The 22,778-nt window shown below is 55.3% G+C and carries 21 protein-coding genes and 2 tRNA genes; 18 read left to right on the top strand and 5 right to left on the bottom strand.

Annotated elements, in window-relative coordinates:
• Window positions 1-21 precede the first annotated feature (21 nt).
• The 8 genes from miaA to WG219_18120 all read left to right on the top strand — a co-directional run bounded on the left by miaA (window position 22) and on the right by WG219_18120 (window position 7,674).
• Entirely contained in the window at window positions 22-996 is a 975-nt protein-coding gene (miaA, locus tag WG219_18155; protein ID WXL25204.1) for a tRNA (adenosine(37)-N6)-dimethylallyltransferase MiaA, read from the top strand.
• Window positions 997-1,094: 98 nt separating this feature from the next.
• Complete coding sequence (gene hfq / locus WG219_18150) at window positions 1,095-1,355, top strand: RNA chaperone Hfq (GenBank protein WXL25203.1); 261 nt, start codon at window positions 1,095-1,097, stop codon at window positions 1,353-1,355.
• Between the two features lie 16 nt (window positions 1,356-1,371).
• Window positions 1,372-2,673: a ribosome rescue GTPase HflX gene (gene hflX / locus WG219_18145; protein ID WXL25202.1), complete on the top strand. Its 1,302-nt coding sequence runs from the start codon at window positions 1,372-1,374 to the stop codon at window positions 2,671-2,673.
• Between the two features lie 96 nt (window positions 2,674-2,769).
• The gene (gene hflK, locus WG219_18140; GenBank protein WXL25201.1) at window positions 2,770-3,933 is read left to right on the top strand and encodes an FtsH protease activity modulator HflK; all 1,164 of its coding nucleotides are present in this window, start codon (window positions 2,770-2,772) and stop codon (window positions 3,931-3,933) included.
• Complete coding sequence (gene hflC, locus WG219_18135) at window positions 3,933-4,802, top strand: protease modulator HflC (GenBank protein ID WXL25200.1); 870 nt, start codon at window positions 3,933-3,935, stop codon at window positions 4,800-4,802. Before hflK ends, hflC begins: the two co-directional genes overlap by 1 nt.
• Before the next feature lie 102 nt (window positions 4,803-4,904).
• The gene (locus WG219_18130) at window positions 4,905-5,090 is read left to right on the top strand and encodes a DUF2065 domain-containing protein (GenBank protein ID WXL25199.1); all 186 of its coding nucleotides are present in this window, start codon (window positions 4,905-4,907) and stop codon (window positions 5,088-5,090) included.
• A gap of 37 nt (window positions 5,091-5,127) precedes the next feature.
• On the top strand, window positions 5,128-6,315 hold the full coding sequence (locus WG219_18125; GenBank protein WXL25198.1) for an ATP phosphoribosyltransferase regulatory subunit: 1,188 nt from the start codon (window positions 5,128-5,130) through the stop codon (window positions 6,313-6,315).
• A 63-nt stretch (window positions 6,316-6,378) separates the two neighbouring features.
• Window positions 6,379-7,674 (top strand): adenylosuccinate synthase, encoded by a 1,296-nt coding sequence (locus tag WG219_18120; GenBank protein WXL25197.1) that lies wholly within the window; start codon window positions 6,379-6,381, stop codon window positions 7,672-7,674.
• 135 nt (window positions 7,675-7,809) lie between these two features.
• On the opposite strand, the gene WG219_18115 is transcribed toward WG219_18120, so the two are convergent.
• Window positions 7,810-7,896 (bottom strand) — tRNA-Leu (locus WG219_18115).
• A gap of 77 nt (window positions 7,897-7,973) precedes the next feature.
• Window positions 7,974-8,060 (bottom strand) — tRNA-Leu (locus tag WG219_18110).
• Between the two features lie 197 nt (window positions 8,061-8,257).
• On the opposite strand from WG219_18110, the gene rnr reads away from it, so the two are divergent.
• The 10 genes from rnr to WG219_18060 all read left to right on the top strand — a co-directional run bounded on the left by rnr (window position 8,258) and on the right by WG219_18060 (window position 19,719).
• Entirely contained in the window at window positions 8,258-10,816 is a 2,559-nt protein-coding gene (gene rnr, locus WG219_18105; protein ID WXL25196.1) for a ribonuclease R, read from the top strand.
• Window positions 10,813-11,565: a 23S rRNA (guanosine(2251)-2'-O)-methyltransferase RlmB gene (rlmB, locus tag WG219_18100; protein ID WXL25195.1), complete on the top strand. Its 753-nt coding sequence runs from the start codon at window positions 10,813-10,815 to the stop codon at window positions 11,563-11,565. The genes rnr and rlmB overlap by 4 nt, the downstream gene beginning before the upstream one ends.
• A 192-nt stretch (window positions 11,566-11,757) precedes the next feature.
• Entirely contained in the window at window positions 11,758-12,186 is a 429-nt protein-coding gene (gene rpsF, locus WG219_18095; GenBank protein ID WXL25194.1) for a 30S ribosomal protein S6, read from the top strand.
• A gap of 28 nt (window positions 12,187-12,214) precedes the next feature.
• Window positions 12,215-12,445 carry a 30S ribosomal protein S18 gene (gene rpsR / locus WG219_18090; GenBank protein ID WXL25193.1) on the top strand — a complete coding sequence of 77 codons (231 nt, stop codon included), beginning with the start codon at window positions 12,215-12,217 and terminating at the stop codon, window positions 12,443-12,445.
• 36 nt (window positions 12,446-12,481) lie between these two features.
• Window positions 12,482-13,375, top strand: coding sequence for a hypothetical protein (locus WG219_18085; protein ID WXL25192.1), 894 nt, complete (start codon window positions 12,482-12,484; stop codon window positions 13,373-13,375).
• Window positions 13,376-13,396: 21 nt separating this feature from the next.
• Window positions 13,397-13,843, top strand: coding sequence for a 50S ribosomal protein L9 (gene rplI, locus WG219_18080; protein ID WXL25191.1), 447 nt, complete (start codon window positions 13,397-13,399; stop codon window positions 13,841-13,843).
• A 115-nt stretch (window positions 13,844-13,958) separates the two neighbouring features.
• Window positions 13,959-15,353, top strand: coding sequence for a replicative DNA helicase (gene dnaB, locus WG219_18075; protein ID WXL25190.1), 1,395 nt, complete (start codon window positions 13,959-13,961; stop codon window positions 15,351-15,353).
• A gap of 91 nt (window positions 15,354-15,444) precedes the next feature.
• On the top strand, window positions 15,445-16,524 hold the full coding sequence (gene alr, locus WG219_18070) for an alanine racemase (protein ID WXL25189.1): 1,080 nt from the start codon (window positions 15,445-15,447) through the stop codon (window positions 16,522-16,524).
• A 209-nt stretch (window positions 16,525-16,733) separates the two neighbouring features.
• Window positions 16,734-17,174, top strand: coding sequence for a hypothetical protein (locus tag WG219_18065; protein ID WXL25188.1), 441 nt, complete (start codon window positions 16,734-16,736; stop codon window positions 17,172-17,174).
• A 244-nt stretch (window positions 17,175-17,418) separates the two neighbouring features.
• A complete protein-coding gene (locus tag WG219_18060; GenBank protein ID WXL28037.1) occupies window positions 17,419-19,719 on the top strand; it encodes a YgiQ family radical SAM protein in 2,301 nt (766 codons plus the stop codon).
• 63 nt (window positions 19,720-19,782) lie between these two features.
• On the opposite strand, the gene WG219_18055 is transcribed toward WG219_18060, so the two are convergent.
• The 3 genes from WG219_18055 to WG219_18045 form a co-directional block, all read right to left on the bottom strand.
• Complete coding sequence (locus WG219_18055; protein WXL25187.1) at window positions 19,783-21,054, bottom strand: Hsp70 family protein; 1,272 nt, start codon at window positions 21,052-21,054, stop codon at window positions 19,783-19,785.
• A gap of 80 nt (window positions 21,055-21,134) precedes the next feature.
• Window positions 21,135-22,082 carry a YbhN family protein gene (locus WG219_18050; protein WXL25186.1) on the bottom strand — a complete coding sequence of 316 codons (948 nt, stop codon included), beginning with the start codon at window positions 22,080-22,082 and terminating at the stop codon, window positions 21,135-21,137.
• 257 nt (window positions 22,083-22,339) lie between these two features.
• Window positions 22,340-22,777 carry a YqaA family protein gene (locus WG219_18045; GenBank protein ID WXL25185.1) on the bottom strand — a complete coding sequence of 146 codons (438 nt, stop codon included), beginning with the start codon at window positions 22,775-22,777 and terminating at the stop codon, window positions 22,340-22,342.
• Between the last annotated feature and the right edge of the window lies 1 nt (window position 22,778).

Below are 22,778 nucleotides of genomic sequence, written 5' to 3'. Positions count from 1 at the left end.
GTTATTTGTAGAGATTTCAGTATGGCTCTGGGGTTACCTCCTGCAATTTTCCTGATGGGGCCTACGGCTGCTGGAAAGACCGATCTAGCCATTGAGCTGGCGCGGGTGCTCCCTTGCGACCTGATCAGTGTGGACTCGGCACTTATTTACCGTGGGATGGACATCGGTACAGCCAAGCCTGATAGGGCTACGCTGGCTGAGTTTCCCCATCGTCTGATTGATATCCGTGATCCAGCGCAAAGTTATTCTGCGGCTGAGTTTCGGAGTGATGCGCTGGCAGCGATGGCTGAAAGCACGGCCCGTGGGCGTATTCCGCTACTGGTGGGTGGAACTATGCTGTACTTCAAGGCGCTGCTAGAGGGATTGGCCGACATGCCTAGCGCCGATGCCGAAGTGCGCGCTAGGCTTGAGGGGCGTGCTCAGGCTGAAGGGCTTGAGGCTTTACATGCAGAGTTGCGCTTGGTTGATCCTGAGTCGGCTGCTCGAATCCACCCAAACGACCCTCAGCGCTTGATTCGTGCGCTGGAGGTCTATCATGTAAGTGGTCAGACGATGACTGAGCATCGGTTACGTCAGGTAAAGGAAAATACTGCACTGGATTCGTCGGTTAATGCGCAATTCCCCTATACTGTTGCTCAATTGGCCATTGCGCCGGCTCAACGACAGCTGCTTCACGAGCGAATTGCACTGCGATTTCGCTTGATGCTGGAACAGGGGCTTGTTGCTGAGGTCGAAAAATTGCGGCAAAGAGGTGACTTGCATACAGGCTTGCCGTCTATAAGAGCAGTAGGTTACCGCCAAGTATGGGAGTACTTGGATGGTGAGTTGAGTGAAGCTCAAATGTGTGAGCGTGGCATTATTGCTACGCGACAGTTGGCTAAGCGCCAGTTCACCTGGTTGCGCGGTTGGCGGGATGTACATTGGCTCGACAGCAGTAATTGCGACAATCTGTCGCGAGCCTTGAAATACTTGGCAAGCGTCTCCATATTGAACTGAGACCCTGCCGATTGCTGTCAGGTACCGTACTAGACAGCTTTATGCCGTTGTTGGTTTATATAAATTATTGAAAATTGATCCTTAAAGGAGTGCGGCACATGTCAAAAGGGCATTCGCTACAAGACCCTTACCTGAATACCTTGCGTAAGGAACGCGTACCGGTTTCTATCTATCTGGTTAACGGCATCAAGCTTCAGGGCCAGATTGAATCTTTCGACCAGTTCGTGATTTTGCTGAAAAACACTGTCAGCCAGATGGTCTACAAACACGCCATTTCTACAGTTGTACCAAGCCGTCCAGTGCGCCTGCCTAGCGCTGGTGAAACTGATCAGTCTGATGCTGACGCTGGTAACGCCTGACTTTTAGGGGGCTGCATTGTTCTTCGAACGCCATGAAGGTGGAGATCGGGCCATTCTGGTGCATCTGGATGGCCAAAATTCCGAGGCGAGCGAGGACCCCCAGGAGTTCCGGGAGTTGGCGCTGTCAGCAGGTGCTGAAGCCGTAGCGTTTTTCAGCATTCCCAGTAATAAGCTGGCAGCCAAGTACCTGATTGGGTCGGGCAAGGTTGAGGAGTTGCGCGATCAGGTCAAAGCCACTGAGGCTGACCTGGTCATCTTCAACCATGTCCTGACACCAAGTCAGGAACGAAACCTTGAGCGCGCATTTGAATGTCGGGTCTTGGATCGCACCGGTCTGATTCTCGATATTTTCGCCCAGCGTGCCCGCACCCACGAAGGTAAGCTGCAGGTTGAGCTGGCTCAGCTTGACCATATGAGTACGCGCCTTGTCCGTGGCTGGACCCACCTTGAACGGCAGAAGGGGGGGATCGGTCTGCGTGGCCCGGGTGAAACTCAGCTTGAGACCGACCGTCGTCTATTGCGTGTGCGTATGCGCCAGATCAAGCAAAAGCTTGAAAAGGTTCGTAGCCAGCGCGAGCAGGCCCGTCGTGGTCGTCAGCGGGCTGATATCCCCTCTGTTTCTCTTGTTGGCTATACCAACGCCGGTAAGTCGACCTTGTTCAATGCCATGACGACCTCAGAGGTTTACGCGGCGGACCAGCTTTTTGCGACGCTGGACCCAACACTGCGTCGACTTGAGTTGGATGATCTTGGCCCTGTAGTGTTGGCTGATACGGTAGGCTTCATCCGCCATTTGCCGCACAAATTGGTTGAGGCTTTCCGGGCGACGCTTGAGGAATCAAGCAACGCAGACCTGTTGTTGCATGTGATTGATGCTCACGAGCCTGAGCGTGATCAGCAGATCGAGCAGGTTTTGGCGGTGCTGGGTGAGATTGGTGCTCACGAACTGCCGATCCTTGAGGTCTATAACAAATTGGACCTGCTGGAGGGTGTTGAGCCGCAAATTCAGCGTGATGCCAATGGCAAACCGCAGCGTGTCTGGCTGTCTGCCCGTGATGGCCGTGGCTTGCCTCTATTGCGTCAGGCAATCGCTGAACTGTTGGGGGATGACCTTTTTATCGGTACATTGCAACTTCCGCAGCGTATGGGACGTTTGCGGGCACAGTTCTTTTCGTTAGGGGCTGTGCAGCGAGAGGCGCATGCAGAAGACGGAAGCAGTTTATTAGATGTTCGTTTGCCGAAGGTCGAGTTAAATCGCTTAGTCAGTCGTGCAGGGCTTGATCCGCTAGAATTTATCGAGCAACACACTTTGCAATAAAGCCTATGCCAGCGACTTTAGCGCTGGTTGCATGCATTCTGTAGCATTGGTGGGCGCGCCGACGGCGCGTCTTTGCTTTATTAGATGGAGAGCGCTATGGCTTGGAATGAGCCGGGTGGCAATTCGAATAACCAGGACCCATGGGGTGGCCGCAAAAATAACGGTGACCGCAAGGGACCGCCGGATATTGATGAGGCCTTCCGCAAACTGCAGGACAACCTGAACGGTATGTTCGGCGGTGGAAAAAAACGTGGGGGCGAGGCCAGCTCTGGTAAGGGCGGTGGCTTGGGGATGGTTTTTGTCGGGCTGGGTATCCTGCTGGCAATGTGGCTCTACAGCGCTATCTACGTTGTGGATGAGCAGGAGCAGGCCGTCATTCTGCGATTGGGCGAATATCACGACACGGTAGGGCCGGGTCTGAATATTTATTTCCCGCCTTTTGATCGCAAGTTTCAGGAAAACGTCACCCGTGAGCGTGCTTACAGCAAACAGGGGCAGATGTTGACCGAAGACGAGAACATCATCGAAGTGCCGCTGACCGTGCAGTACAAGATCAGCAATCTTCGGGATTTCGTGCTGAACGTGGATCAGCCTGAAGTCAGCTTGCAGCATGCGACCGACAGTGCCGTGCGCCACGTTGTTGGCTCCACCGAAATGGATCAGGTGCTGACCGAAGGTCGTGAGCAGATGGCCGTTGAGGTGAAGGAGCGCCTGCAGCGCTTTATGGATACCTATAAGACAGGTATCTCCGTCACTCAGGTGAACCTCCAAAGTGCTGCTGCGCCGCGTGAGGTTCAAGAGGCCTTTGATGACGTGATTCGTGCCCGTGAAGACGAGCAGCGTGAGAAGAATCAGGCCGAAACCTATGCTAATGGCGTGGTGCCTGAGGCCCGTGGTCAGGCCCAGCGCTTGATCGAGGATGCCAGCGGTTACCGCGATGAGGTGGTTTCGAAGGCTCAGGGTGAGGCGGATCGTTTCACCGCACTGGTTGCGGAATACCGCAAAGCGCCAGAGGTGACTCGTGAGCGTCTGTATCTGGATACCATGCAAGAGTTGATGAGTAATACCAGCAAAGTGTTGGTGACCGGTGAAAACGGTCAGAACAATCTGCTGTATCTGCCGTTGGACAAAATGGTTGATGCCCGTGGTGGTTCCTCGGCCAATGTGGCGCCTGCTGCAAGTGGTGCAACTGAGCAGTTGCCGTCACGCGTGACCATCGATCCGCGCCAGGTTGATCTGCGTACAAGGGAGAGCCGTTGATGAGCAATAAATCTCTGGTTGCCCTGATTGTTGCTGTTGTACTGGCGATTGTTGCCTGGAACAGCTTCTATATCGTGTCGCAAACCGAACGCGCCGTTCTGTTGCAGTTTGGTCGGATCGTCCAGCCGGACGTTAAACCGGGCTGGCACGTGAAGATTCCTTACGTCAACCAGGTCCGCAAGTTTGACGGCCGTCTGTTGACGCTGGACTCCACCAGCTCGCGCTTCCTGACCCTGGAAAAGAAAGCGCTGATGGTTGATGCCTTTGCCAAATGGCGAGTGCTGGATGCTGAGCGTTATTACACCGCAACGTCGGGTGTGAAGCAGATTGCCGATGAGCGACTGGCTCGTCGTCTGGAAGCGTCGCTGCGTGATCAGTTTGGTAAGCGCACGCTGCATGAGTCGGTATCCGGCGAGCGTGATGCGTTGATGGCTGATGTAACCGCATCGCTGAACCGTGCTGCTCACCGCGAGCTGGGCATTGAGGTGGTGGATGTGCGGGTTAAGGCAATCGATCTGCCTAAAGAAGTTAACCGCAGCGTGTTCGATCGCATGAGTTCCGAGCGTGAGCGTGAAGCCCGCGAGCACCGTGCCAAAGGTAAGGAGCTGGCTGAAGGGATTCGCGCTGATGCGGATCGTCAACGTCGGGTTTTGCTGGCTGAAGCCTACCGTAAAGCTGAAGAGCTGCGCGGTGAGGGTGATGCTCAGGCGGCTGCTATTTATGCCAAAGCCTATGGCATGGATCGCGAGTTCTATTCTTTCTACCGTAGCCTGAAGGCTTACCGTGAAAGCTTTGCGAACAAGCAAGATGTATTGGTACTTGATCCGAAAAGCGATTTCTTCCGCTATCTGAAAAAGGCCAATCCGTAACAAGATTATCCCCGGCGGTTCGCCGCCGGGGTGATCCTTGTAGAAAACGTGTTATCATGCGGCAGCCGGGAAAATCCCGGCTTTTTTGCGTCTGAGGGAAGCATGTGGCAGGAAATAGGCATAGCGCTGTGTCTTGTGCTTGTGCTGGAAGGCATCCTGCCCTTCCTGAGCCCAAGGGGCTGGCGTTCAACGCTGTCGCAGCTGATTCAGCTGTCTGACCGGCAGCTGCGTATCATGGGGCTGGCCAGCATGTTGCTGGGCACGGCTCTCCTATATTGGCTTCACTGAAGGCTTGTGCCGCCCGGTTGAAGAGGGGAATGGCGAAATGGCAACGGTAGACCGCTGGCTGCTGCCAGATGGCATCGAAGAAGTACTGCCTCCGTACGCGGGGCGTATTGAAGTGGCTCGACGTCAGGTGCTGGATTTGTTCCAGTGCTGGGGTTATGAGTTTGTAGTCACTCCGCATATCGAGTATCTGGAGTCGCTGCTGACCGGCGCGGGCCAAGATTTGGATTTGCGCACGTTGAAAGTGACAGATCCACTGTCTGGCAGACAAATGGGCTTCCGTGCAGATATTACGCCGCAGGTTGCGCGTATTGATGCCCATACCTTGCGTCGTGAAGGACCGAGCCGTCTGTGCTATGCCGGCAGTGTCGTGCATGCCAAACCGCGCCCGCTTACGACTTCTCGCAGCCCGATTCAGTTGGGTGCAGAGTTGTACGGCGATGCCAGTCCGGCCAGTGACGTGGAAGTAATTAGCCTGCTTGTCAGCACCTTGGAGCTGGCAGCAGTGCCTGATGTGCATATGGATGTCGGGCATGTCGGTATCTACCGTGGCCTTGCCCGTGCAGCGAAGCTATCCCGCGAGGTTGAGCAGCAGCTGTTCGATGCTCTGCAGCGCAAAGCGATTGACGAAATTGTTGAGCTAACCGCCGCGCTCCCGGACGATTTGGGCAAGATGATTCGCGCCCTGAGCGACCTGTGTGGCGGTCGTGAAGTGCTGGATCTGGCTCAGGCTTGTCTGGTCGAGGCGCCGGACGATGTTCACCAGGCTCTGGATGAGCTGATGGCGATTGCTGATGCACTTAGCCTGCGCTATCCGGAGTTGCCGTTGTATTTTGATCTGGGCGAGCTGCGGGGCTACCACTACCACACAGGTGTGGTGTTTGCTGCGTTTGTTCCGGGAGTGGGTTATGCCATTGCCCAGGGTGGTCGCTATGACGATATCGGGGCTGATTTCGGCCGCGCGCGTCCGGCCACAGGATTCTCCACTGACCTCAAGACGCTCGTAAGTCTCGGTCAAATGTCGCTGGACGAAGAGCCGGCGGGTGTGTGGGCACCGGATAATCATGATGTGTTTTTGTGGCAGGCGATTCAGCGTTTGCGTCTTGAGGGGCTGCGTGTCGTCCAGGCATTGCCGGGGCAGGATGTAGCGGATGCGAAGGCTGCTGGTTGTGATCGTCAGTTGTTATTGCGTGATGGTCGCTGGCAGTTGGCTGAGTTGTCGGCCTGAGCCGCGTGGCGAAAGTTTCCGTCGGCTGTAGCCGGCATCAAGTTTGTGAAGAGGGTTAGTGTAATGGGCAAGAATGTCGTGGTTCTGGGTACTCAGTGGGGCGACGAGGGTAAGGGCAAAATCGTCGACCTGCTGACTGAACAGGCTGCTGCTGTTGTGCGCTATCAGGGCGGCCACAATGCGGGACACACGCTGGTAATTGACGGCGAAAAAACCGTTCTGCACCTGATTCCCTCCGGTATCCTGCGTGAAAACGTGCAGTGCCTGATTGGTAACGGCGTGGTTGTGGCCCCGGACGCGCTGATGCGTGAAATCGCTAAGCTGGAAGAGAAGGGTGTGCCGGTGCGTGAGCGTCTGCGCATCAGTCCTTCTTGCCCGCTGATTCTGTCTTTCCACGTGGCGCTGGATCAGGCCCGTGAAAAGGCCCGTGGTGATGCCAAAATCGGTACCACAGGTCGTGGTATTGGCCCGGCATATGAAGACAAGGTTGCTCGTCGTGGTCTGCGCGTAGGTGATTTGTTCCACCGTGAGCGTTTTGCTTCCAAGCTCGGCGAGCTGCTGGACTACCACAACTTCGTGCTGGTGAATTACTACAAAGAGCATGCAATCGACTTCCAGAAAACCCTGGATGAGTGCATGGAGTACGCTGAGCAGCTGCGCCCGATGATGGGTGATGTTACGGCTGTGCTGCATGACATGCGTCGTGATGGCAAAGACATCATGTTCGAAGGTGCTCAGGGTTCTCTGCTGGATATCGACCACGGTACTTACCCGTTCGTAACTAGCTCCAACACTACAGCTGGTGGTATCGCCACAGGTTCTGGTTTTGGTCCGATGTACATCGATTACATCCTGGGTATTACCAAGGCATACACCACGCGTGTGGGGTCTGGCCCGTTCCCGACTGAGCTGTTTGATGACATCGGTGCGCACCTGGCTAAGCAGGGGCATGAGTTCGGTTCTACGACTGGTCGTGCGCGTCGTTGCGGCTGGTTCGATGCTGTGATTCTGCGTCGCGCCATCGAAATCAACAGCATCTCGGGCCTGTGCCTGACCAAGCTGGACGTGCTGGATGGTTTGGAAACTCTGCACATCTGTACTGGCTATAAAGATGCTGACGGCAACCTGTTGAAAGATGCTCCAACAGATGCGGATAGCTATATCGGTCTGCAGCCGGTCTACGAGGAAATGCCGGGCTGGGCTGAGTCTACTGTAGGTGTCAAGAGTTTGGATGAGCTGCCGGCAAACGCCCTGGCTTACATCAAGCGTGTGGAAGAGTTGGTTGGTGCGCCGATTGATATCGTTTCCACTGGCCCGGACCGCAACGAGACAATCGTTCTGCGTCACCCGTTCGCCTGATTGCGGATGTAATAAAGAAGGTCGCCAAACGGCGGCCTTTTTTATTGCCCGCGTTTAAGTGGGCTTCCGCGTTGTGAAGGGGGGGATAAATCGCGGGCAATAAAAAACCGAGCCTAAGCTCGGTTTTTTATGAATTGGTGCCCAGGAGAAGACTCGAACTTCCACGGTGTTGCCACCACTGATACCTGAAACCAGCGCGTCTACCAATTCCGCCACCTGGGCATGCAAGCTTTGTCAAAAAATGACCGGAGTTTTGCGTCCGTTTAAACGACGAACCGATAAAATCGTTTCGTTGAATTTGGTGCCCAGGAGAAGACTCGAACTTCCACGGTGTTGCCACCACTGATACCTGAAACCAGCGCGTCTACCAATTCCGCCACCTGGGCACTGAAACCGATGAGTGTTCATCTGTTTCGTGTTACAACGTCTGTGTGACGCTGTGGGCGCGAACTATACGGTCGCTTCGATATCTTGTAAACCCCTGAAGATAAAAAAATTATTCCTAAAAAGCTGACCCCGATGGTTTTTCGCGCTTCAATAGAGGCAAGACGATCTGATCTTATTTACAGGTGAATCCTTTCTAATGGCCGATTGGCAATCCCTCGATCCCGAGGCCGCTCGTGAAGCGGAAAAATACGAAAACCCTATTCCCAGCCGGGAACTGATTTTGCAGCACTTGTCTGACCGCGGTTCGCCTGCGGCACGTGAGGTGCTGGCAGAGGAATTTGGTCTGGTCAGTGAAGATCAGCTGGAGGCTTTACGTCGCCGCTTGCGAGCGATGGAGCGTGATGGTCAGCTGATTTATACGCGCCGCGGCACCTATGCGCCGGTGGATAAGTTGGATCTCATTCTGGGGCGTATCAGCGGCCATCGTGATGGCTTTGGCTTTCTGATCCCGGATGACGGTTCTGATGATCTGTTCCTGAGTCCAGGGCAGATGCGCTTAGTGTTTGATGGCGACCGAGCTCTGGCTCGAGTTTCCGGGCTTGATCGCCGTGGCCGTCGTGAAGGTGTCTTGGTTGAGGTGATCTCCCGTGCTCACGAAACCATCGTGGGGCGCTATTTTGAAGAAAGCGGTATCGGCTATGTAGTGGCCGATAATCCTAAGATCCAGCAGGAGGTGTTGGTCACTGCTGGCCGGAATGGCGGAGCAAGAATCGGTCAGTTTGTCGAGGTGAAAATCACGCACTGGCCGACGCAGCGCTTTCAGCCCCAGGGTGATGTCATTGAAGTCATCGGCAACTACATGGCGCCGGGGATGGAAATTGATGTGGCGCTTCGCAGCTACGATATCCCCCATGTTTGGCCTGAGGCGGTAATCAAAGAGGCCCGCAAGCTCAAGTCTTATGTAGAGGAAAAGGACAAAGAGAAGCGTGTCGATCTGCGTCATCTGCCTTTTGTCACCATTGATGGCGAAGATGCTCGCGACTTTGATGACGCTGTTTATTGTGAGAAAAGTGGCAGTAACTGGCGTTTGCTCTCCAGTGGCTGGAAGCTCTATGTGGCTATTGCTGACGTATCACACTATGTGAAGGTGGGCTCGGCGCTGGATGCTGAAGCGCAGCAGCGGGGTAACTCGGTGTATTTCCCGGAGCGGGTAATTCCTATGCTGCCGGAGGAGTTGTCTAACGGGTTGTGCTCGCTCAATCCCCATGTTGATCGGTTGGCGATGGTTTGTGAGATCAGTATCTCCAAAACCGGAAAAATGACCGGCTACCAGTTTTATGAGGCGGTGATTCATTCCCATGCGCGTCTGACCTATAACAAGGTCAGTGCCATGTTGGAGCAGCCTAAGAGTGCTGAGGGCAAGGCATTCCGTAACGAATACAAGGATGTCTTGCCGCACCTTAAGCAGCTTTACTCCCTTTATCAGGTGTTGCTGGCTGCTCGTCACGAGCGCGGTGCGATTGATTTCGAAACACAAGAAACGCGGATTATCTTCGGTTCGGATCGCAAGATTGATGAGATTCGTCCAACCCAGCGCAACGATGCGCACCGCCTGATTGAGGAGTGCATGCTGGCGGCCAACGTTGCTACTGCAGCCTTTATGCAGGAGCACTCTATTCCGGCGCTGTACCGTGTTCACGATGCACCACCTGCTGAGCGTGTTGAGAAGTTGCGCGCATTTTTGGGTGAGTTAGGTCTGAGCCTGAATCGTGGCAAGTCAACCGATGGTCCGTCACCGAAAGATTATCAGCGGTTATTAGAAAGCATCCGCGAACGTCCCGATTTCAATCTGATCCAGACTGTGATGCTGCGCTCTCTGAGCCAGGCTGTTTACAGCTCGGACAATCAGGGGCACTTCGGCCTTAACTATGAGGCTTATGCGCACTTCACTTCGCCAATACGTCGTTACCCTGATTTGTTGATCCATCGTGCCATTCGCAGTGTGATCCGCTCCAAGCGTGAAACACCGCATGTGCAGCGTGCAGGGGCAACGATCATGCCGCGGGCGCGCATCTATCCATACGATGATGCCGTGCTGGAGCAGCTGGGTGAGCAGTGTTCGATGTCCGAGCGGCGCGCCGATGAGGCAACCCGTGATGTGGTGAACTGGCTTAAATGCGAGTTCATGCGTGATCGGGTCGGGGAAACTTTTGCTGGGGTGATCACTGCTGTAACGGGCTTCGGTCTGTTTGTGGAATTGCAGGACATCTATGTAGAGGGGTTGGTGCACGTTACGGCGTTGCCAGCGGACTACTACCACTTTGATCCCGTCCATCACCGACTGGCTGGTGAGCGTAACGGCCGCAGTTTCCGATTGGGCGACAGTGTCCAGGTCAAAGTCATGCGGGTTGACTTGGATGAACGCAAGATCGACTTCGAACTGGCTGATGGACGCATCGACGCGCCTGTGGATAAAGGTGCACGTCGGGGCGGTTTCGAGACGGCGCAGGATCGCGAAGCGCGCCGCAAAGAGCGCAAGGCTGTAGGCAATACCGATGTCGACAAGAGTCGGGCGATTAAAAAGTCATTGCTCGATGAATCTAAAGGCAAAGGCCCAAAGAAAAACGCTAAAGAGAAAAATACCGGCGCAGCTAAGCGTGTTGGTAAGACTGGTAAATCCAGCAGCCATCGCAAGGGTTCCAGTGCCGGTGCGGCACCTGCGGGTGTTCCGCGTAAACGTAAGGCGAAGTCATGAGTCAGTTGGAAAAGATTTACGGTGTCCATGCCGTTGAGGCACTGCTGCGTCATCATCCCAAGCGGGTTAAGCAGATTTGGCTGGCAGAGGGGCGTAATGATCCCCGCGTGCAAACGCTGCTGAGTCTGGCCGGGGAGGCTCGGGTTGCAGTGGGGCAGTGCGAGCGCCGCGAGATGGACGCCTGGGTTGAGGGTGTACATCAAGGGGTCGTAGCTGAGGTTAGTCCTAGTCAGGTCTGGGGCGAGGCAATGCTAGATGAGTTACTCGACCGTACCTCCGGAGCACCTCTGCTGTTGGTTCTGGATGGGGTGACCGATCCGCATAATCTTGGCGCTTGTTTGCGTACCGCTGATGCAGCCGGGGTGCATGCGGTTATTGTGCCGAAGGACAAATCCGCAACCCTTAATGCAACGGTGCGCAAGGTGGCCTGCGGTGCGGCAGAGGTGATTCCGCTGGTGGCTGTGACCAACTTGTCACGTACCCTGGAAAAGCTTCAGCAGCGTGGCCTGTGGATTGTTGGTACGGCAGGTGAGGCTGAACAAGAGTTGTATCAGCACGACATGACAGGGCCTACAGTGCTGGTCATGGGAGCTGAAGGGAAGGGCATGCGCCGCTTGACCCGCGAGCACTGCGACTATCTGGTGAAGCTACCTATGGCCGGTAGTGTCAGTAGTCTCAATGTCTCAGTGGCGACTGGGATTTGCCTGTTTGAGGCGGTGCGTCAGCGTCAGGTCGGTACTAAGGCCTGACTGTCCTGATATTACGGTTGTACAAATAATCACCACATTTCCTTGCGTGCGGCGGGGCGCTTCACTAGAATGTCGCCCCTTGCCGCGATGGCAGGTGCATTTGCGCCCCGCTGTTTCTGCAAGACACACAGTGTCATTCACTCCTTGCCTGACCGCAATCACGTGGCAGGCTACAACCCGTAAGGAGCATTTATGCGTCATTACGAAATCATCTTTCTGGTTCACCCGGACCAGAGCGAGCAAGTCGGCGGCATGGTTGAGCGTTACACCAAGCTGATCGAAGAAGACGGCGGCAAAATCCACCGCCTGGAAGATTGGGGTCGTCGTCAGCTGGCTTACGCCATCAACAACGTCCACAAAGCCCACTACGTCCTGCTGAACGTTGAGTGCTCCGGTAAAGCTCTGGCTGAACTGGAAGACAACTTCCGTTACAACGATGCAGTGATCCGTAACCTGGTCATCCGTCGCGACGAAGCTGTTACTGAGCAGTCCGAGATGCTGAAGGCCGAAGAAAACCGCAGCGAGCGCCGTGAGCGTCGTGAGCGTCCTGAGCATGCCGATTCTGTAGACGGCGATGACAGCGACAGCAACGACAGCGACAGCGTTGACGCTGACGAGTAATCCACGGATCTATTGAGGAGCCACTGTCATGGCACGTTTCTTCCGTCGTCGTAAATTCTGCCGTTTCACCGCTGAAGGCGTGAAAGAGATCGATTTCAAAGATCTCAACACCCTGAAAGCCTACATCTCGGAAACCGGCAAAATCGTTCCAAGCCGTATCACCGGTACCAAGGCTCGTTATCAGCGTCAGCTGGCTACCGCTATCAAGCGCGCCCGCTTCCTGGCCCTGCTGCCTTACACCGACAGCCACGGCCGCTGAGACCAGCTTTCGACAAAGTAGTAAGGGATAAAATGCATGCGCGCTTTAGCTGAGTTCATCATGCGCGGCCGTATGCAGGCCACTTTGGTGGTTGTAGTTTCTGCGGCATTGCCGCTGCTGTTCTGGTTAAGTGCTGCCGCTGGGAGCCTGGTGCTTCTGCGGCGCGGTTGGAGGGATGCCGCTGGCATCCTGATCTGGGCCCTGTTGCCGGCCATTGGCTGGTGGTATTACGGGGAGCCTCGCACTCTGTTTGTGTTGTTAGGAGTGTTGGGACTGGCGTTGTTGTTGCGCGCCACTATGTCCTGGAATCGTGTGCTGCTTTGCAGCGTAGTACTTGGTCTGGTGTACGGGTTGATTCTTAACTCGGTGTTTCGCGAACTCATTGAGGCGATGGCGGTAGAGTTGCAAAAGCACATACCGCAAATGCTCGATGGCGTTCACCAACAGATGTCGGTGGAAGAGCGAGCCCGATTAGATAGCCTGATTGCACCGGTGTTGACCGGCTTGATAGCGGCGTTGCTGCAGGCAGTCAGCCTGTTGTGTCTGATTCTTGGGCGCTTCTGGCAGGCGCAGTTGTACAACCCGGGAGGTTTCGGTCGCGAGTTTCGCGAGCTACGCCTTCCTCCGGTAGCTGCTGTACTGCTGCTGGTGTGCATGTTGGTGGGGCCGAATATTGGTCCGCAACTGGCAATGCTGACACCGCTGAGTACTGTGCCACTGGCTTTCGCGGGTGCCGCCCTGTTGCATGGGTTGGTCGCGCAGGGGCGAATGGCAAAGTTCTGGCTGGTGGGGATGTACATCACGCTGCTGCTGTTTGGACAGCTGACTTATCCGTTACTGGTGGTTTTGGCCATTGTCGACAGTCTGCTTGATTTTCGTGGTCGTTTTGAGCGCAAACAGCGCCCTGGCTCCACGAACGGTGAAGGTTAAAAGTTAAGAGGTTAATACCAAATGGAACTGATCCTGCTGGAAAAAATCGCCAACCTGGGCAACCTGGGCGATAAAGTAAAGGTTAAGGCTGGTTACGGCCGTAACTACCTGCTGCCGCAAGGCAAGGCCACCGCCGCTACTGCTGAAAACGTTGCTGCGTTCGAAGCCCGTCGCGCCGAGCTGGAAAAACTGGCTGCCGAGAAGAAAGCTGCTGCTGAAGCTCGCGCTGCTCAGCTGGCTGAGCTGGAAGTCACCATCACCGCTACTGCTGGTGACGAGGGCAAACTGTTCGGCTCTATCGGTACTCACGACATCGCTGATGCTCTGACTGCTTCCGGTGTTGAAGTGGCCAAAGCTGAAGTGCGTCTGCCGAACGGCACTATTCGTCAAGTTGGCGAATACGATGTTGCTCTGCACCTGCACAGCGACGTTGAAGCAACCGTTAAGGTTGTTGTGGTTGCTGCCTAAGCAATCCGCAGACTGGGCTTGCACTTAGGTGTAGGCTCGCTAACATCGGGCACGACATTGCGAGAGCGATGCCGTGCCCTTTGTTTTTATTAAGCAGTAAGTTATTCAGGACCTTATGAACGAGATCAATCTGCCGGAACAGTACGACCTGCAAACGACTTCGCTGAAAGTGCCGCCACACTCGATCGAAGCTGAACAAGCGGTGCTGGGCGGCCTGATGCTCGACAACAATGCCTGGGAGCGGGTGCTGGATGCAGTGTCTGATGGTGACTTTTATCGTCATGACCATCGGCTGATCTTCCGTGCCATCTTCAAGCTTGCAGAGCGTAACCACCCGTTTGACGTTGTGACCTTGTCCGAGCAGCTGGACAAGGAAGGGCAATTGGCGGAAGTCGGTGGTTTGGCTTATCTCGGTGAGCTGGCGAAAAACACCCCTTCGGTTGCCAACATTAAGGCCTACGCGCAGATCATTCGTGAGCGCGCCACGTTGCGCCAATTGATCAGTATCAGTGGTGAGATTGCTGATAGCGCCTATTCGCCTCAGGGGCGGACCGGTGAAGAAATCCTGGATGAAGCCGAGCGACTGATTTTCCAGATTGCCGAGGCACGTCCAAAGACGGGCGGTCCGGTTGGTATCAATGACATCTTGGTGAAAACCATCGACCGCATCGACGAGCTGTTCAATGCGGGAGATGCGATTACAGGTTTGTCCACCGGCTTTACTGACCTGGATGCACAGACCAGCGGCCTACAGCCTGCCGACCTGATTATTGTGGCGGGTCGTCCGTCGATGGGTAAAACCACCTTTGCAATGAACTTGGTGGAAAACGCCGTTCTGCGTACTGATAAGGCGGTGGTTGTGTTCTCACTGGAGATGCCCGCCGACTCTATCGTGATGCGTATGTTGGCCTCTCTGGGTCGGATCGACCAGACCAAAGTGCGTGCGGGGCGGTTGGATGATGACGATTGGCCGCGGCTCACTTCGGCCGTTAACCTGCTTAATGACCGCAAACTGTTCATCGACGATACGGCCGGTATTTCTCCATCAGAAATGCGCGCACGTACCCGCCGTCTGGCCCGTGAGCACGGCGAGATCGCCCTGATCATGGTCGACTACCTGCAACTGATGCAGATCCCGGGATCCAGTGGTGACAGTCGGGTCAACGAGATCTCTGAGATTTCCCGATCCCTGAAAGCGCTGGCTAAAGAGTTTAACTGCCCGGTGATTGCCTTGTCGCAGCTCAACCGCTCTCTTGAACAGCGTCCCAACAAACGTCCTGTTAACTCTGACTTGCGTGAATCCGGAGCGATCGAGCAGGACGCCGACATCATTATGTTCGTGTACCGGGATGAGGTGTATCACCCGGAAACTGAATACAAGGGTGTGGCCGAGATCATTATTGGTAAACAGCGTAACGGCCCTATCGGAACCACGCGGCTGGCTTTTATGGGCCGTTATTCGCGATTTGAGAACCTTGCGCCAGGTATCTATCAATTCGACGAGGATTGATTGGCGATACTGAATGCATCATTCAGATCAATATAAGCGGGCGTCCAGTGGTTAAACTGGTCGCCCGTTTGTTTTTTGAGGATCAACCTCCATGCGCCCGCTTGTTGCGACTATCAACCTTGCCGCTCTTCGTCACAATGCCTCTGTAGCGCGACGTTGTGCGCCGGAGCGCAAGCTGTTTGCGGTGGTTAAGGCCAATGCCTATGGGCATGGCGTACGGGAGGTGGTGACAGCGCTGCATGACGAAGTTGAAGGGTTTGCAGTGGCTAGCTTGGACGAGGCTGCCGAAGTGCGGGCATTGCATGGAGTCGGCAGGATATTGCTGCTGGAAGGCTGTTTTGCCGCCGTTGAATATCAGTACGCTGCCCAGCTTAGGCTTGATGTGGTCGTGCACAGTGAACGCCAACTCGAGCAGTTGCTCGCAAGCGAGTTGGCGTGCCCACTTAATATTTGGCTGAAACTGGACAGCGGCATGCATCGCCTTGGATTTGCTGCGTCTCAACTGCGCCATTGCTATGAGCGTTTGAAGGGAGCGCCCCAGGTCGCTGAGTTGAATCTGATTAGCCACTTTGCTTGTGCTGATGAGCGCGGCAGCGAGCAGACCGAAGAGCAGCTGGCGGAGTTTTTGGGTTTGTTAGATTTAGACTTTTCCCATCGCTCACTGGCCAACTCGGCCGGGGTTTTGACGATTCCGGCTGCACACATGGACTGGTTGCGCCCAGGCATCATGCTCTATGGTGCCAGCCCATTCGCTGATCTGTCTGCCGCTGAGTTGGGGTTGCACCCGGTCATGAGCTTGCGTGGAGAGCTGCTTGCCTGCCGCGAGCTGGCAGTTGGAGAGACGGTGGGGTATGGCGCTGCATGGCAAGCGCAGCGTCCGTCTCGAATTGGAACGGTGAGTTGTGGTTACGCCGATGGTTATCCACGTCATGCGCCCTCTGGAACGCCTGTGATGGTCGCAGGAAAGCGTGTGCCGTTGGTGGGGCGGGTTTCCATGGATTTGCTGTGTGTGGATTTGACGGATGCACCGGAGGCGAGTGTTGGTGATCCTGTTGAGTTATGGGGGGAGCAGTTACCCGTGGATGAGGTCGCTAGGTGCGCCGGGACCATTGGCTATGAGTTGCTGAGTAAGGTTACAGCACGGGTCGCCCGACGCTATTTCTCGACGTGAAGCTGAGTCGAAATGATGTGCGATCAGTGCTCTATTAGAGACTTATCCGAAAATCTCTGAATTCAGAGGTGGTTAGATCAATTTGCCTGGTTTAAATGGAGGATTGAGGGATGAGTCCCATTTCCTGAGCGGGTGGGGTTCTGGTTCGCGGGTGAGCGGACTAGATTCCCGGAGCCCATCAAGGGCCGTATGCACGCTAAGGAGTAAGCATGAAAAGCATTTTGTCTACCGCAGCACTGGTTTCCGCACTGGCTCTGACCACTGGTTGCACCAGCCTCAACGTTAGCCAGCCAATCGCCCCGGTTGCCGGCGCTGTTAAAACTGACCTGAAAGCCGACGTAACTGTTGGCGAGTCCATCAGTGGTAAGTCCCAGGTCAACATCCTGTTTGGTGTCCTGAAGTTCGGTGGCGACACCCAGTTTGCTGACGGTGTGACCTACGGTGCCGAGAGCGGCGGTGGCATGAGCCTGGCCGCTTTTGATCCGGTTTCCTCGGTTAAGTCGGCTGCTGCCTACAAGGCTGTTAAAAGCTCTAACGCTGACCTGATCGTGGCGCCGCGCTACGAGGTCAATGTTCAGGATTACTTCATCTTCAAGAAAGTTGACGTAACCGTGACTGGTAACAAAGGCACCATCAACAACATCCGTTGATTGGTGTGAGGGTGGGGCCCTGCGCCCCGCCTACTGAAACTCTCGTTTGTGTTCATCGGGCCTCTATTGGCCTGCTGCATGCTTTGCACGGCAAAGCGCTTTTAATTCTCGCCGGTTCCCTCCTGTCCTGACACAAGCACTAGACTAATCCAAGCGTTAAGGTCGGATTTGGTCAAAATTTGTGCTATATTCCGCGCCCGCTTTTTCCCTCCCTGTTTGTTACCGCCGGTCAGCCCCCATGTCCATGCCAGTCGCCAAGCCATTGTTTGATTATCCCAAGTACTGGGCCGAATGCTTTGGTCCTGCTCCGTTCTTGCCTATGAGCCGAGAGGAAATGGATCAGCTGGGCTGGGACTCATGCGACATCATCATCGTCACAGGTGACGCTTATGTTGATCACCCGTCGTTTGGGATGGCGATTATCGGGCGATTGTTGGAGTCTCAGGGCTTCCGCGTGGGCATCATTGCCCAGCCAAACTGGCAGTCGAAAGACGACTTTATGAAGCTGGGCGAGCCGAACCTGTTCTTCGGCGTAGCGGCTGGCAACATGGACTCGATGATCAACCGCTACACCGCCGACAAAAAAATGCGTTCGGATGATGCCTACACGCCGGGCGGTCTTGCGGGTAAGCGGCCCGACCGCGCCAGCTTGGTTTACAGCCAGCGCTGTAAAGAGGCCTACAAGCATGTGCCGATCGTACTCGGCGGTATCGAAGCATCGCTGCGGCGGATTGCTCACTATGATTACTGGCAGGACAAGGTTCGCAACTCGATTCTGATTGATGCTTCTGCGGACATTCTGCTGTACGGCAACGCCGAGCGCGCCATCGTTGAGGTGGCACAGCGTCTGTCCTGGGGCGAGAAGATCGAAGAGATCACCGATGTGCGCGGCACGGCATTTATACGCCGCGATACGCCTAAGGGCTGGTATGAGGTTGATTCGACCCGTATCGACCGTCCGGGTAAGGTCGACAAGATCATCAACCCCTATGTGAACACTCAGGATCTGCAGGCCTGTGCCATTGAGCAGGAAAAAGGCCCGCAGGACGACCCGAACGAAGCCAAGGTCGTACAGATTCTGGAAAGCCCGCGCATGACCCGGGATAAAACCGTTATTCGCCTGCCCTCAATGGAGAAGGTGCGCAATGACGCGGTGCTCTATGCCCACGCCAACCGCGTTCTGCACCTGGAAACTAACCCGGGTAACGCCCGTGCGTTGGTGCAAAAACACGGTGATGTGGACGTCTGGCTGAACCCGCCGCCAGTGCCAATGACCACCGAAGAAATGGATTATGTGTTTGGTATGCCTTATCAGCGCGTGCCGCACCCTGCGTATGGCAAGGAGAAGATTCCGGCCTACGAGATGATCCGCTTCTCGGTCAACATCATGCGCGGCTGTTTCGGTGGCTGTACGTTCTGCTCAATTACTGAGCACGAAGGCCGCATCATTCAGAACCGTTCTGAAGAGTCGATCATCCGCGAGATCGAAGAAATTCGCGACAAGGTACCGGGCTTTACCGGGGTGATCTCCGACCTTGGCGGGCCGACGGCGAATATGTACCGCATCGCTTGCAAGAGCCCGGAGATTGAGTCTGCGTGCCGTAAGCCGTCCTGCGTATTCCCAGGCATCTGTCCGAACCTGAACACCGATCATTCGTCGTTGATTCAGCTATACCGCAGTGCCCGTGCGCTGCCGGGCGTGAAGAAGATTCTGATTGCTTCAGGCCTGCGTTATGACTTGGCTGTGGAGTCTCCAGAGTATGTGAAGGAGCTGGTGACGCACCACGTTGGTGGGTACCTGAAAATCGCCCCGGAACACACCGAGGAAGGCCCGCTGACCAAGATGATGAAGCCGGGTATCGGTACCTATGACCGCTTTAAGCGCATGTTCGAGAAGTACTCGAAAGAGGCGGGCAAAGAGCAGTACCTGATCCCGTACTTTATCGCCGCACATCCGGGCACAACCGATGAAGACATGATGAATCTGGCGCTGTGGCTGAAGTCCAACGGCTTCCGCGCGGATCAGGTGCAGGCGTTCTATCCGTCGCCGATGGCCACTGCGACCGCGATGTACCACTCGGGAAAAAACCCGCTGCGCAAGGTCACCTATAAGAGCGATGGCGTGACCATTGTTAAGAGCGAGGCCCAACGTCGTCTGCACAAGGCATTCCTGCGTTATCACGACCCGAAAGGCTGGCCGATGCTGCGTGAAGCGCTGTTGCGCATGGGCCGTGGTGATCTGATTGGTTCGGGTAAGCATCAGCTGATACCTGTGCATCAGCCTTCAACCGACAGCTACCAGAGTGCTCGTCGTAAGAACTCGACGCCTGCGGGCAGCAAGAAAGTGGGTAAGGACACCACGCGTATTCTTACGCAGCATACTGGCCTGCCGCCGCGTGGTAGTGATGGGAGCAAACCGTGGGATAAGCGCGAGCAGGCTAAGGCTGCTGCTGAGGCGCGTAATCAGCAGGCAGCACGGGAGCGTGCTGGGGCGGGTAAGAAAACTGGCAAGAAACCAAGCCGTAAGCCTGTCGCGCCGCGTTGATTGGCAAGGCAATAAAAAAACACCAGCTCAAGGCTGGTGTTTTTTTATTGGGGAGCAACGCTCTCAGACTGTGCCGTAGCGTTTATACGCTTCGATAGCTAGACCACTGCCGATACTGCCGAAGGTGTTACCTTCAACATGGCGGGCATTTGGCAGCATCGCTGCCACGCTCTGACGCAAAGCGGGAATGCCGCTGGAGCCCCCGGTAAAGAACAACGTATCGACTTGCTCAAGGCCGATACCCGCTTGATTGAGCAGGTCAGTGATGCTGCCCCGCACGCGCTCCAGCAGCGGCTGGATTGCGTTTTCGAACAGTTCACGGGTGAGGTCTGCACTGAGGTTAGCTTCAATGTGGCTCAGGTCGATCGGCCGGGCAGGCTGATCGGTGAGGGCGATTTTGCTTTCCTCCACTTCCATCGCCAGCCAGTGGCCTTCACGCCGCTCAATCAGTTTGAACAGGCGGTCGATTCCGGTCGGGTCGACAATGTCGTAGCGCATGCTTTGTAACTGGCGCTGGGATTGTGCGGAGTACACCGCGTTGATGGTGTGCCAAGTAGCCAGGTTCAGATGCGTGCTGGTCGGCATTGGCGCATCACTTTTCATCCGGCTGCCATAGCCGAACAGAGGCATGACGCCAGCCAGAGACAGCTGCTTGTCGAAATCGGTACCGCCGATGTGTACGCCGCCGGTGGCGAGAATATCGCTCTGGCGGTCGGCTACGCTGCGTCGCTCAGGTGCCAAGCGTACCAGCGAGAAGTCTGAGGTACCGCCGCCGATATCGACAATCAGTACCAGCTCTTCGCGATCAATTCCGGATTCGTAATCGAAGGCAGCAGCAATCGGTTCGTACTGGAAGGAAATATCCTTGAAGCCCAGTTTGCTTGCGACCGCGATCAGGGTGTTTTCGGCTTCTTTATCCGCCTCGGGGTCATCATCGACAAAGAATACTGGACGGCCCAGCACAACCTGCTCAAAGGGGCGGTCGGCAATGGTTTCGGCACGGGTCTTGAGTTCACCGATAAAGAAGCCAAGTAAGTCCTTAAATGGCAGAGCACTGCCCAGAACTGTGGTCTCACTTTTCAGCAGCTTGCTGCCCAGCAGGCTTTTCAGAGAGCGCATCAGGCGCCCTTCATAGCCTTCCAGGTATTCGTGCAGGGCCTGTCGGCCATACACCGGGCGCTGCTCTTCGAAATTGAAGAAAACGACAGAGGGCAGAGTGATTTTGCCATCTTCCAGTGGGAGAAGCGTTTCTTCTCCCGGACGCAACCAGCCAACAGTCGAGTTGGAGGTGCCGAAGTCGATGCCGCAGGCGCGGGCAGGGAGGTGGAGTGACATGCGGCGCTTCCTCAAAAAACGGCCGCGCATTCTATGCGACTGTCGCGTTTAATGCTGCCCCAAATATCGACCGGATGCGCTTATTTGCCTTCTGCCTCTTGGCGGCGTTGTTGCCACTGCGACCACTCAAATCCAAGCACTACCAGCAGGGAGAGAGCAAAGGGCAGTAACAGGTAAAAGCCACGGAATACAATCAGGGCTGCCAGCACGTCAGATGTCGGGATTTCGGGCATGGCGGCGAGGAAGGTAACTTCCAATACGCCGAGGCCACCCGGTGCATGGGATAGCAGGGCCAGTGAGAAGGACGCGAGGAATACGCCAAATACCACCAGATAGCCTGGGTTGGTTTCCGCAGGCAGCGCGTAGTAAATGATGGCAGCTGCGCAGGCTAGTTCCAGTGGTCCGGCCAGCAGCTGGCGAGCGACAATCCTGAGGCGAGGGTATTCAAGGTGAAACTTCTTCCAGCTCCAGGGCTTGAACTGGCGCCAGGAACCCAGCACGTACAGGGCTACCAGCAAAATCAGAATACCTCCGATGATCTCGGAGATTAGCGGCGATATGTTGGCAACGCGCTGGATCAGGTCTGGCTCAAGCAGCAGCACGCAGCCACCAGCCAAAATAGTCCCGAGCACAAACGTGAATGAGCAGAAGACAATGAGGATGCCGATTTCTTGCGGCGTCAGGCCTTTGCTGCGATAAGCCCGGTAACGTACCAAGGCACCTGAAAACACCGATGCGCCAATATTGTGAGCTAGGGCGTAGGTAGTAAATGAACAAAGGCTGATAAAGCGCCAGGAGATTTTTTTGCCCAGATGGGAGAGGGCTATCCGGTCATACCAAGCCAGGGCGCAGTAGGCTCCGAGGGTGGCTGTGGCCGCGAGAATCCAATTGTGCCGGGGAATCGCATGCAAGCTGTCAGCGATTTCTTCCAGCGAAATATTACGGACTTCGTGATACAGGAGATAGCACGACAGCAGGACAGCGCCGAGACCCACAAGGGTCCAGATCAGGTCGCTCCTTTTCATCACTGTCGTAACTCCTTACATTGGATTGCGATCATTGCACTCAGTGCTGACGCCGAAACGCGGGACTTCGGCTAGGTGAGGTAAGCGTATGAGGGGAGGAGTAGCGCTTGCCCTGGATGTAATAATCGCTGACTTACAAGTAATCATTCATTCGTGTTGTTTGCACGCAAGGCGCGCAGTATCCCGGAGAGTGGGCGTCAGCTCAACCATCTGTGTTTGTGTTGGCGTTACCGAGTGTGTCTTTTTTACAACAAAATGACTCATGTCATACCCACCGTGATAAGCATGAGGGCAAGGTAGCGTGCAGTTTTGGCAACGCTCACCAATAGCAGAAAAATGCCCATGCGTTCTTTCATAAGGCCTGCAACCAACGTCAGTGGATCACCGATTACAGGCATCCAGCTCAGCAGTAACGACCAGCGTCCATAACGGCGGTAAAAAAACTGAGCGTTGAGCAGACGCTGTTCGCTGACTGGAAACCAGGATTTGTTGCGAAATCGCTCAATGTAACGCCCGATTCCCCAGTTGATCAGTGAGCCTAGGGTATTACCCACGCTAGCTATGAGCACTAGCAGCCAGGCCGGATACTCGTCTGCAAGTAACAAGGCAACCAGCACCGCCTCAGACTGCAACGGCAGAAGACTGGCTGCTGCCAGTGCGGAGATGAACAGGCCCGCATAGGCCGACAGCGTCAACATT

Source organism: Pseudomonas mendocina, from assembly GCA_037482215.1.
GTDB classification, from domain to species: domain Bacteria; phylum Pseudomonadota; class Gammaproteobacteria; order Pseudomonadales; family Pseudomonadaceae; genus Aquipseudomonas; species Aquipseudomonas mendocina_E.
This window is presented reverse-complemented; position numbering and strand designations above follow the sequence as displayed.

What these genes read in the sequence shown, in the direction of transcription:
- miaA (WXL25204.1), top strand. Translation starts at nt 22, where the DNA reads ATGGCTCTGGGGTTACCTCCTGCAATTTTCCTGATGGGGCCTACGGCT.
- hfq (WXL25203.1), top strand. Translation starts at nt 1,095, where the DNA reads ATGTCAAAAGGGCATTCGCTACAAGACCCTTACCTGAATACCTTGCGT.
- hflK (WXL25201.1), top strand. Translation starts at nt 2,770, where the DNA reads ATGGCTTGGAATGAGCCGGGTGGCAATTCGAATAACCAGGACCCATGG.
- hflC (WXL25200.1), top strand. Translation starts at nt 3,933, where the DNA reads ATGAGCAATAAATCTCTGGTTGCCCTGATTGTTGCTGTTGTACTGGCG.
- WG219_18130 (WXL25199.1), top strand. Translation starts at nt 4,905, where the DNA reads ATGTGGCAGGAAATAGGCATAGCGCTGTGTCTTGTGCTTGTGCTGGAA.
- WG219_18125 (WXL25198.1), top strand. Translation starts at nt 5,128, where the DNA reads ATGGCAACGGTAGACCGCTGGCTGCTGCCAGATGGCATCGAAGAAGTA.
- WG219_18120 (WXL25197.1), top strand. Translation starts at nt 6,379, where the DNA reads ATGGGCAAGAATGTCGTGGTTCTGGGTACTCAGTGGGGCGACGAGGGT.
- rnr (WXL25196.1), top strand. Translation starts at nt 8,258, where the DNA reads ATGGCCGATTGGCAATCCCTCGATCCCGAGGCCGCTCGTGAAGCGGAA.
- rlmB (WXL25195.1), top strand. Translation starts at nt 10,813, where the DNA reads ATGAGTCAGTTGGAAAAGATTTACGGTGTCCATGCCGTTGAGGCACTG.
- rpsF (WXL25194.1), top strand. Translation starts at nt 11,758, where the DNA reads ATGCGTCATTACGAAATCATCTTTCTGGTTCACCCGGACCAGAGCGAG.
- rpsR (WXL25193.1), top strand. Translation starts at nt 12,215, where the DNA reads ATGGCACGTTTCTTCCGTCGTCGTAAATTCTGCCGTTTCACCGCTGAA.
- WG219_18085 (WXL25192.1), top strand. Translation starts at nt 12,482, where the DNA reads ATGCGCGCTTTAGCTGAGTTCATCATGCGCGGCCGTATGCAGGCCACT.
- rplI (WXL25191.1), top strand. Translation starts at nt 13,397, where the DNA reads ATGGAACTGATCCTGCTGGAAAAAATCGCCAACCTGGGCAACCTGGGC.
- dnaB (WXL25190.1), top strand. Translation starts at nt 13,959, where the DNA reads ATGAACGAGATCAATCTGCCGGAACAGTACGACCTGCAAACGACTTCG.
- alr (WXL25189.1), top strand. Translation starts at nt 15,445, where the DNA reads ATGCGCCCGCTTGTTGCGACTATCAACCTTGCCGCTCTTCGTCACAAT.
- WG219_18065 (WXL25188.1), top strand. Translation starts at nt 16,734, where the DNA reads ATGAAAAGCATTTTGTCTACCGCAGCACTGGTTTCCGCACTGGCTCTG.
- WG219_18060 (WXL28037.1), top strand. Translation starts at nt 17,419, where the DNA reads ATGCCAGTCGCCAAGCCATTGTTTGATTATCCCAAGTACTGGGCCGAA.
- WG219_18055 (WXL25187.1), bottom strand. Translation starts at nt 21,054, where the DNA reads ATGTCACTCCACCTCCCTGCCCGCGCCTGCGGCATCGACTTCGGCACC.
- WG219_18045 (WXL25185.1), bottom strand. Translation starts at nt 22,777, where the DNA reads ATGTTGACGCTGTCGGCCTATGCGGGCCTGTTCATCTCCGCACTGGCA.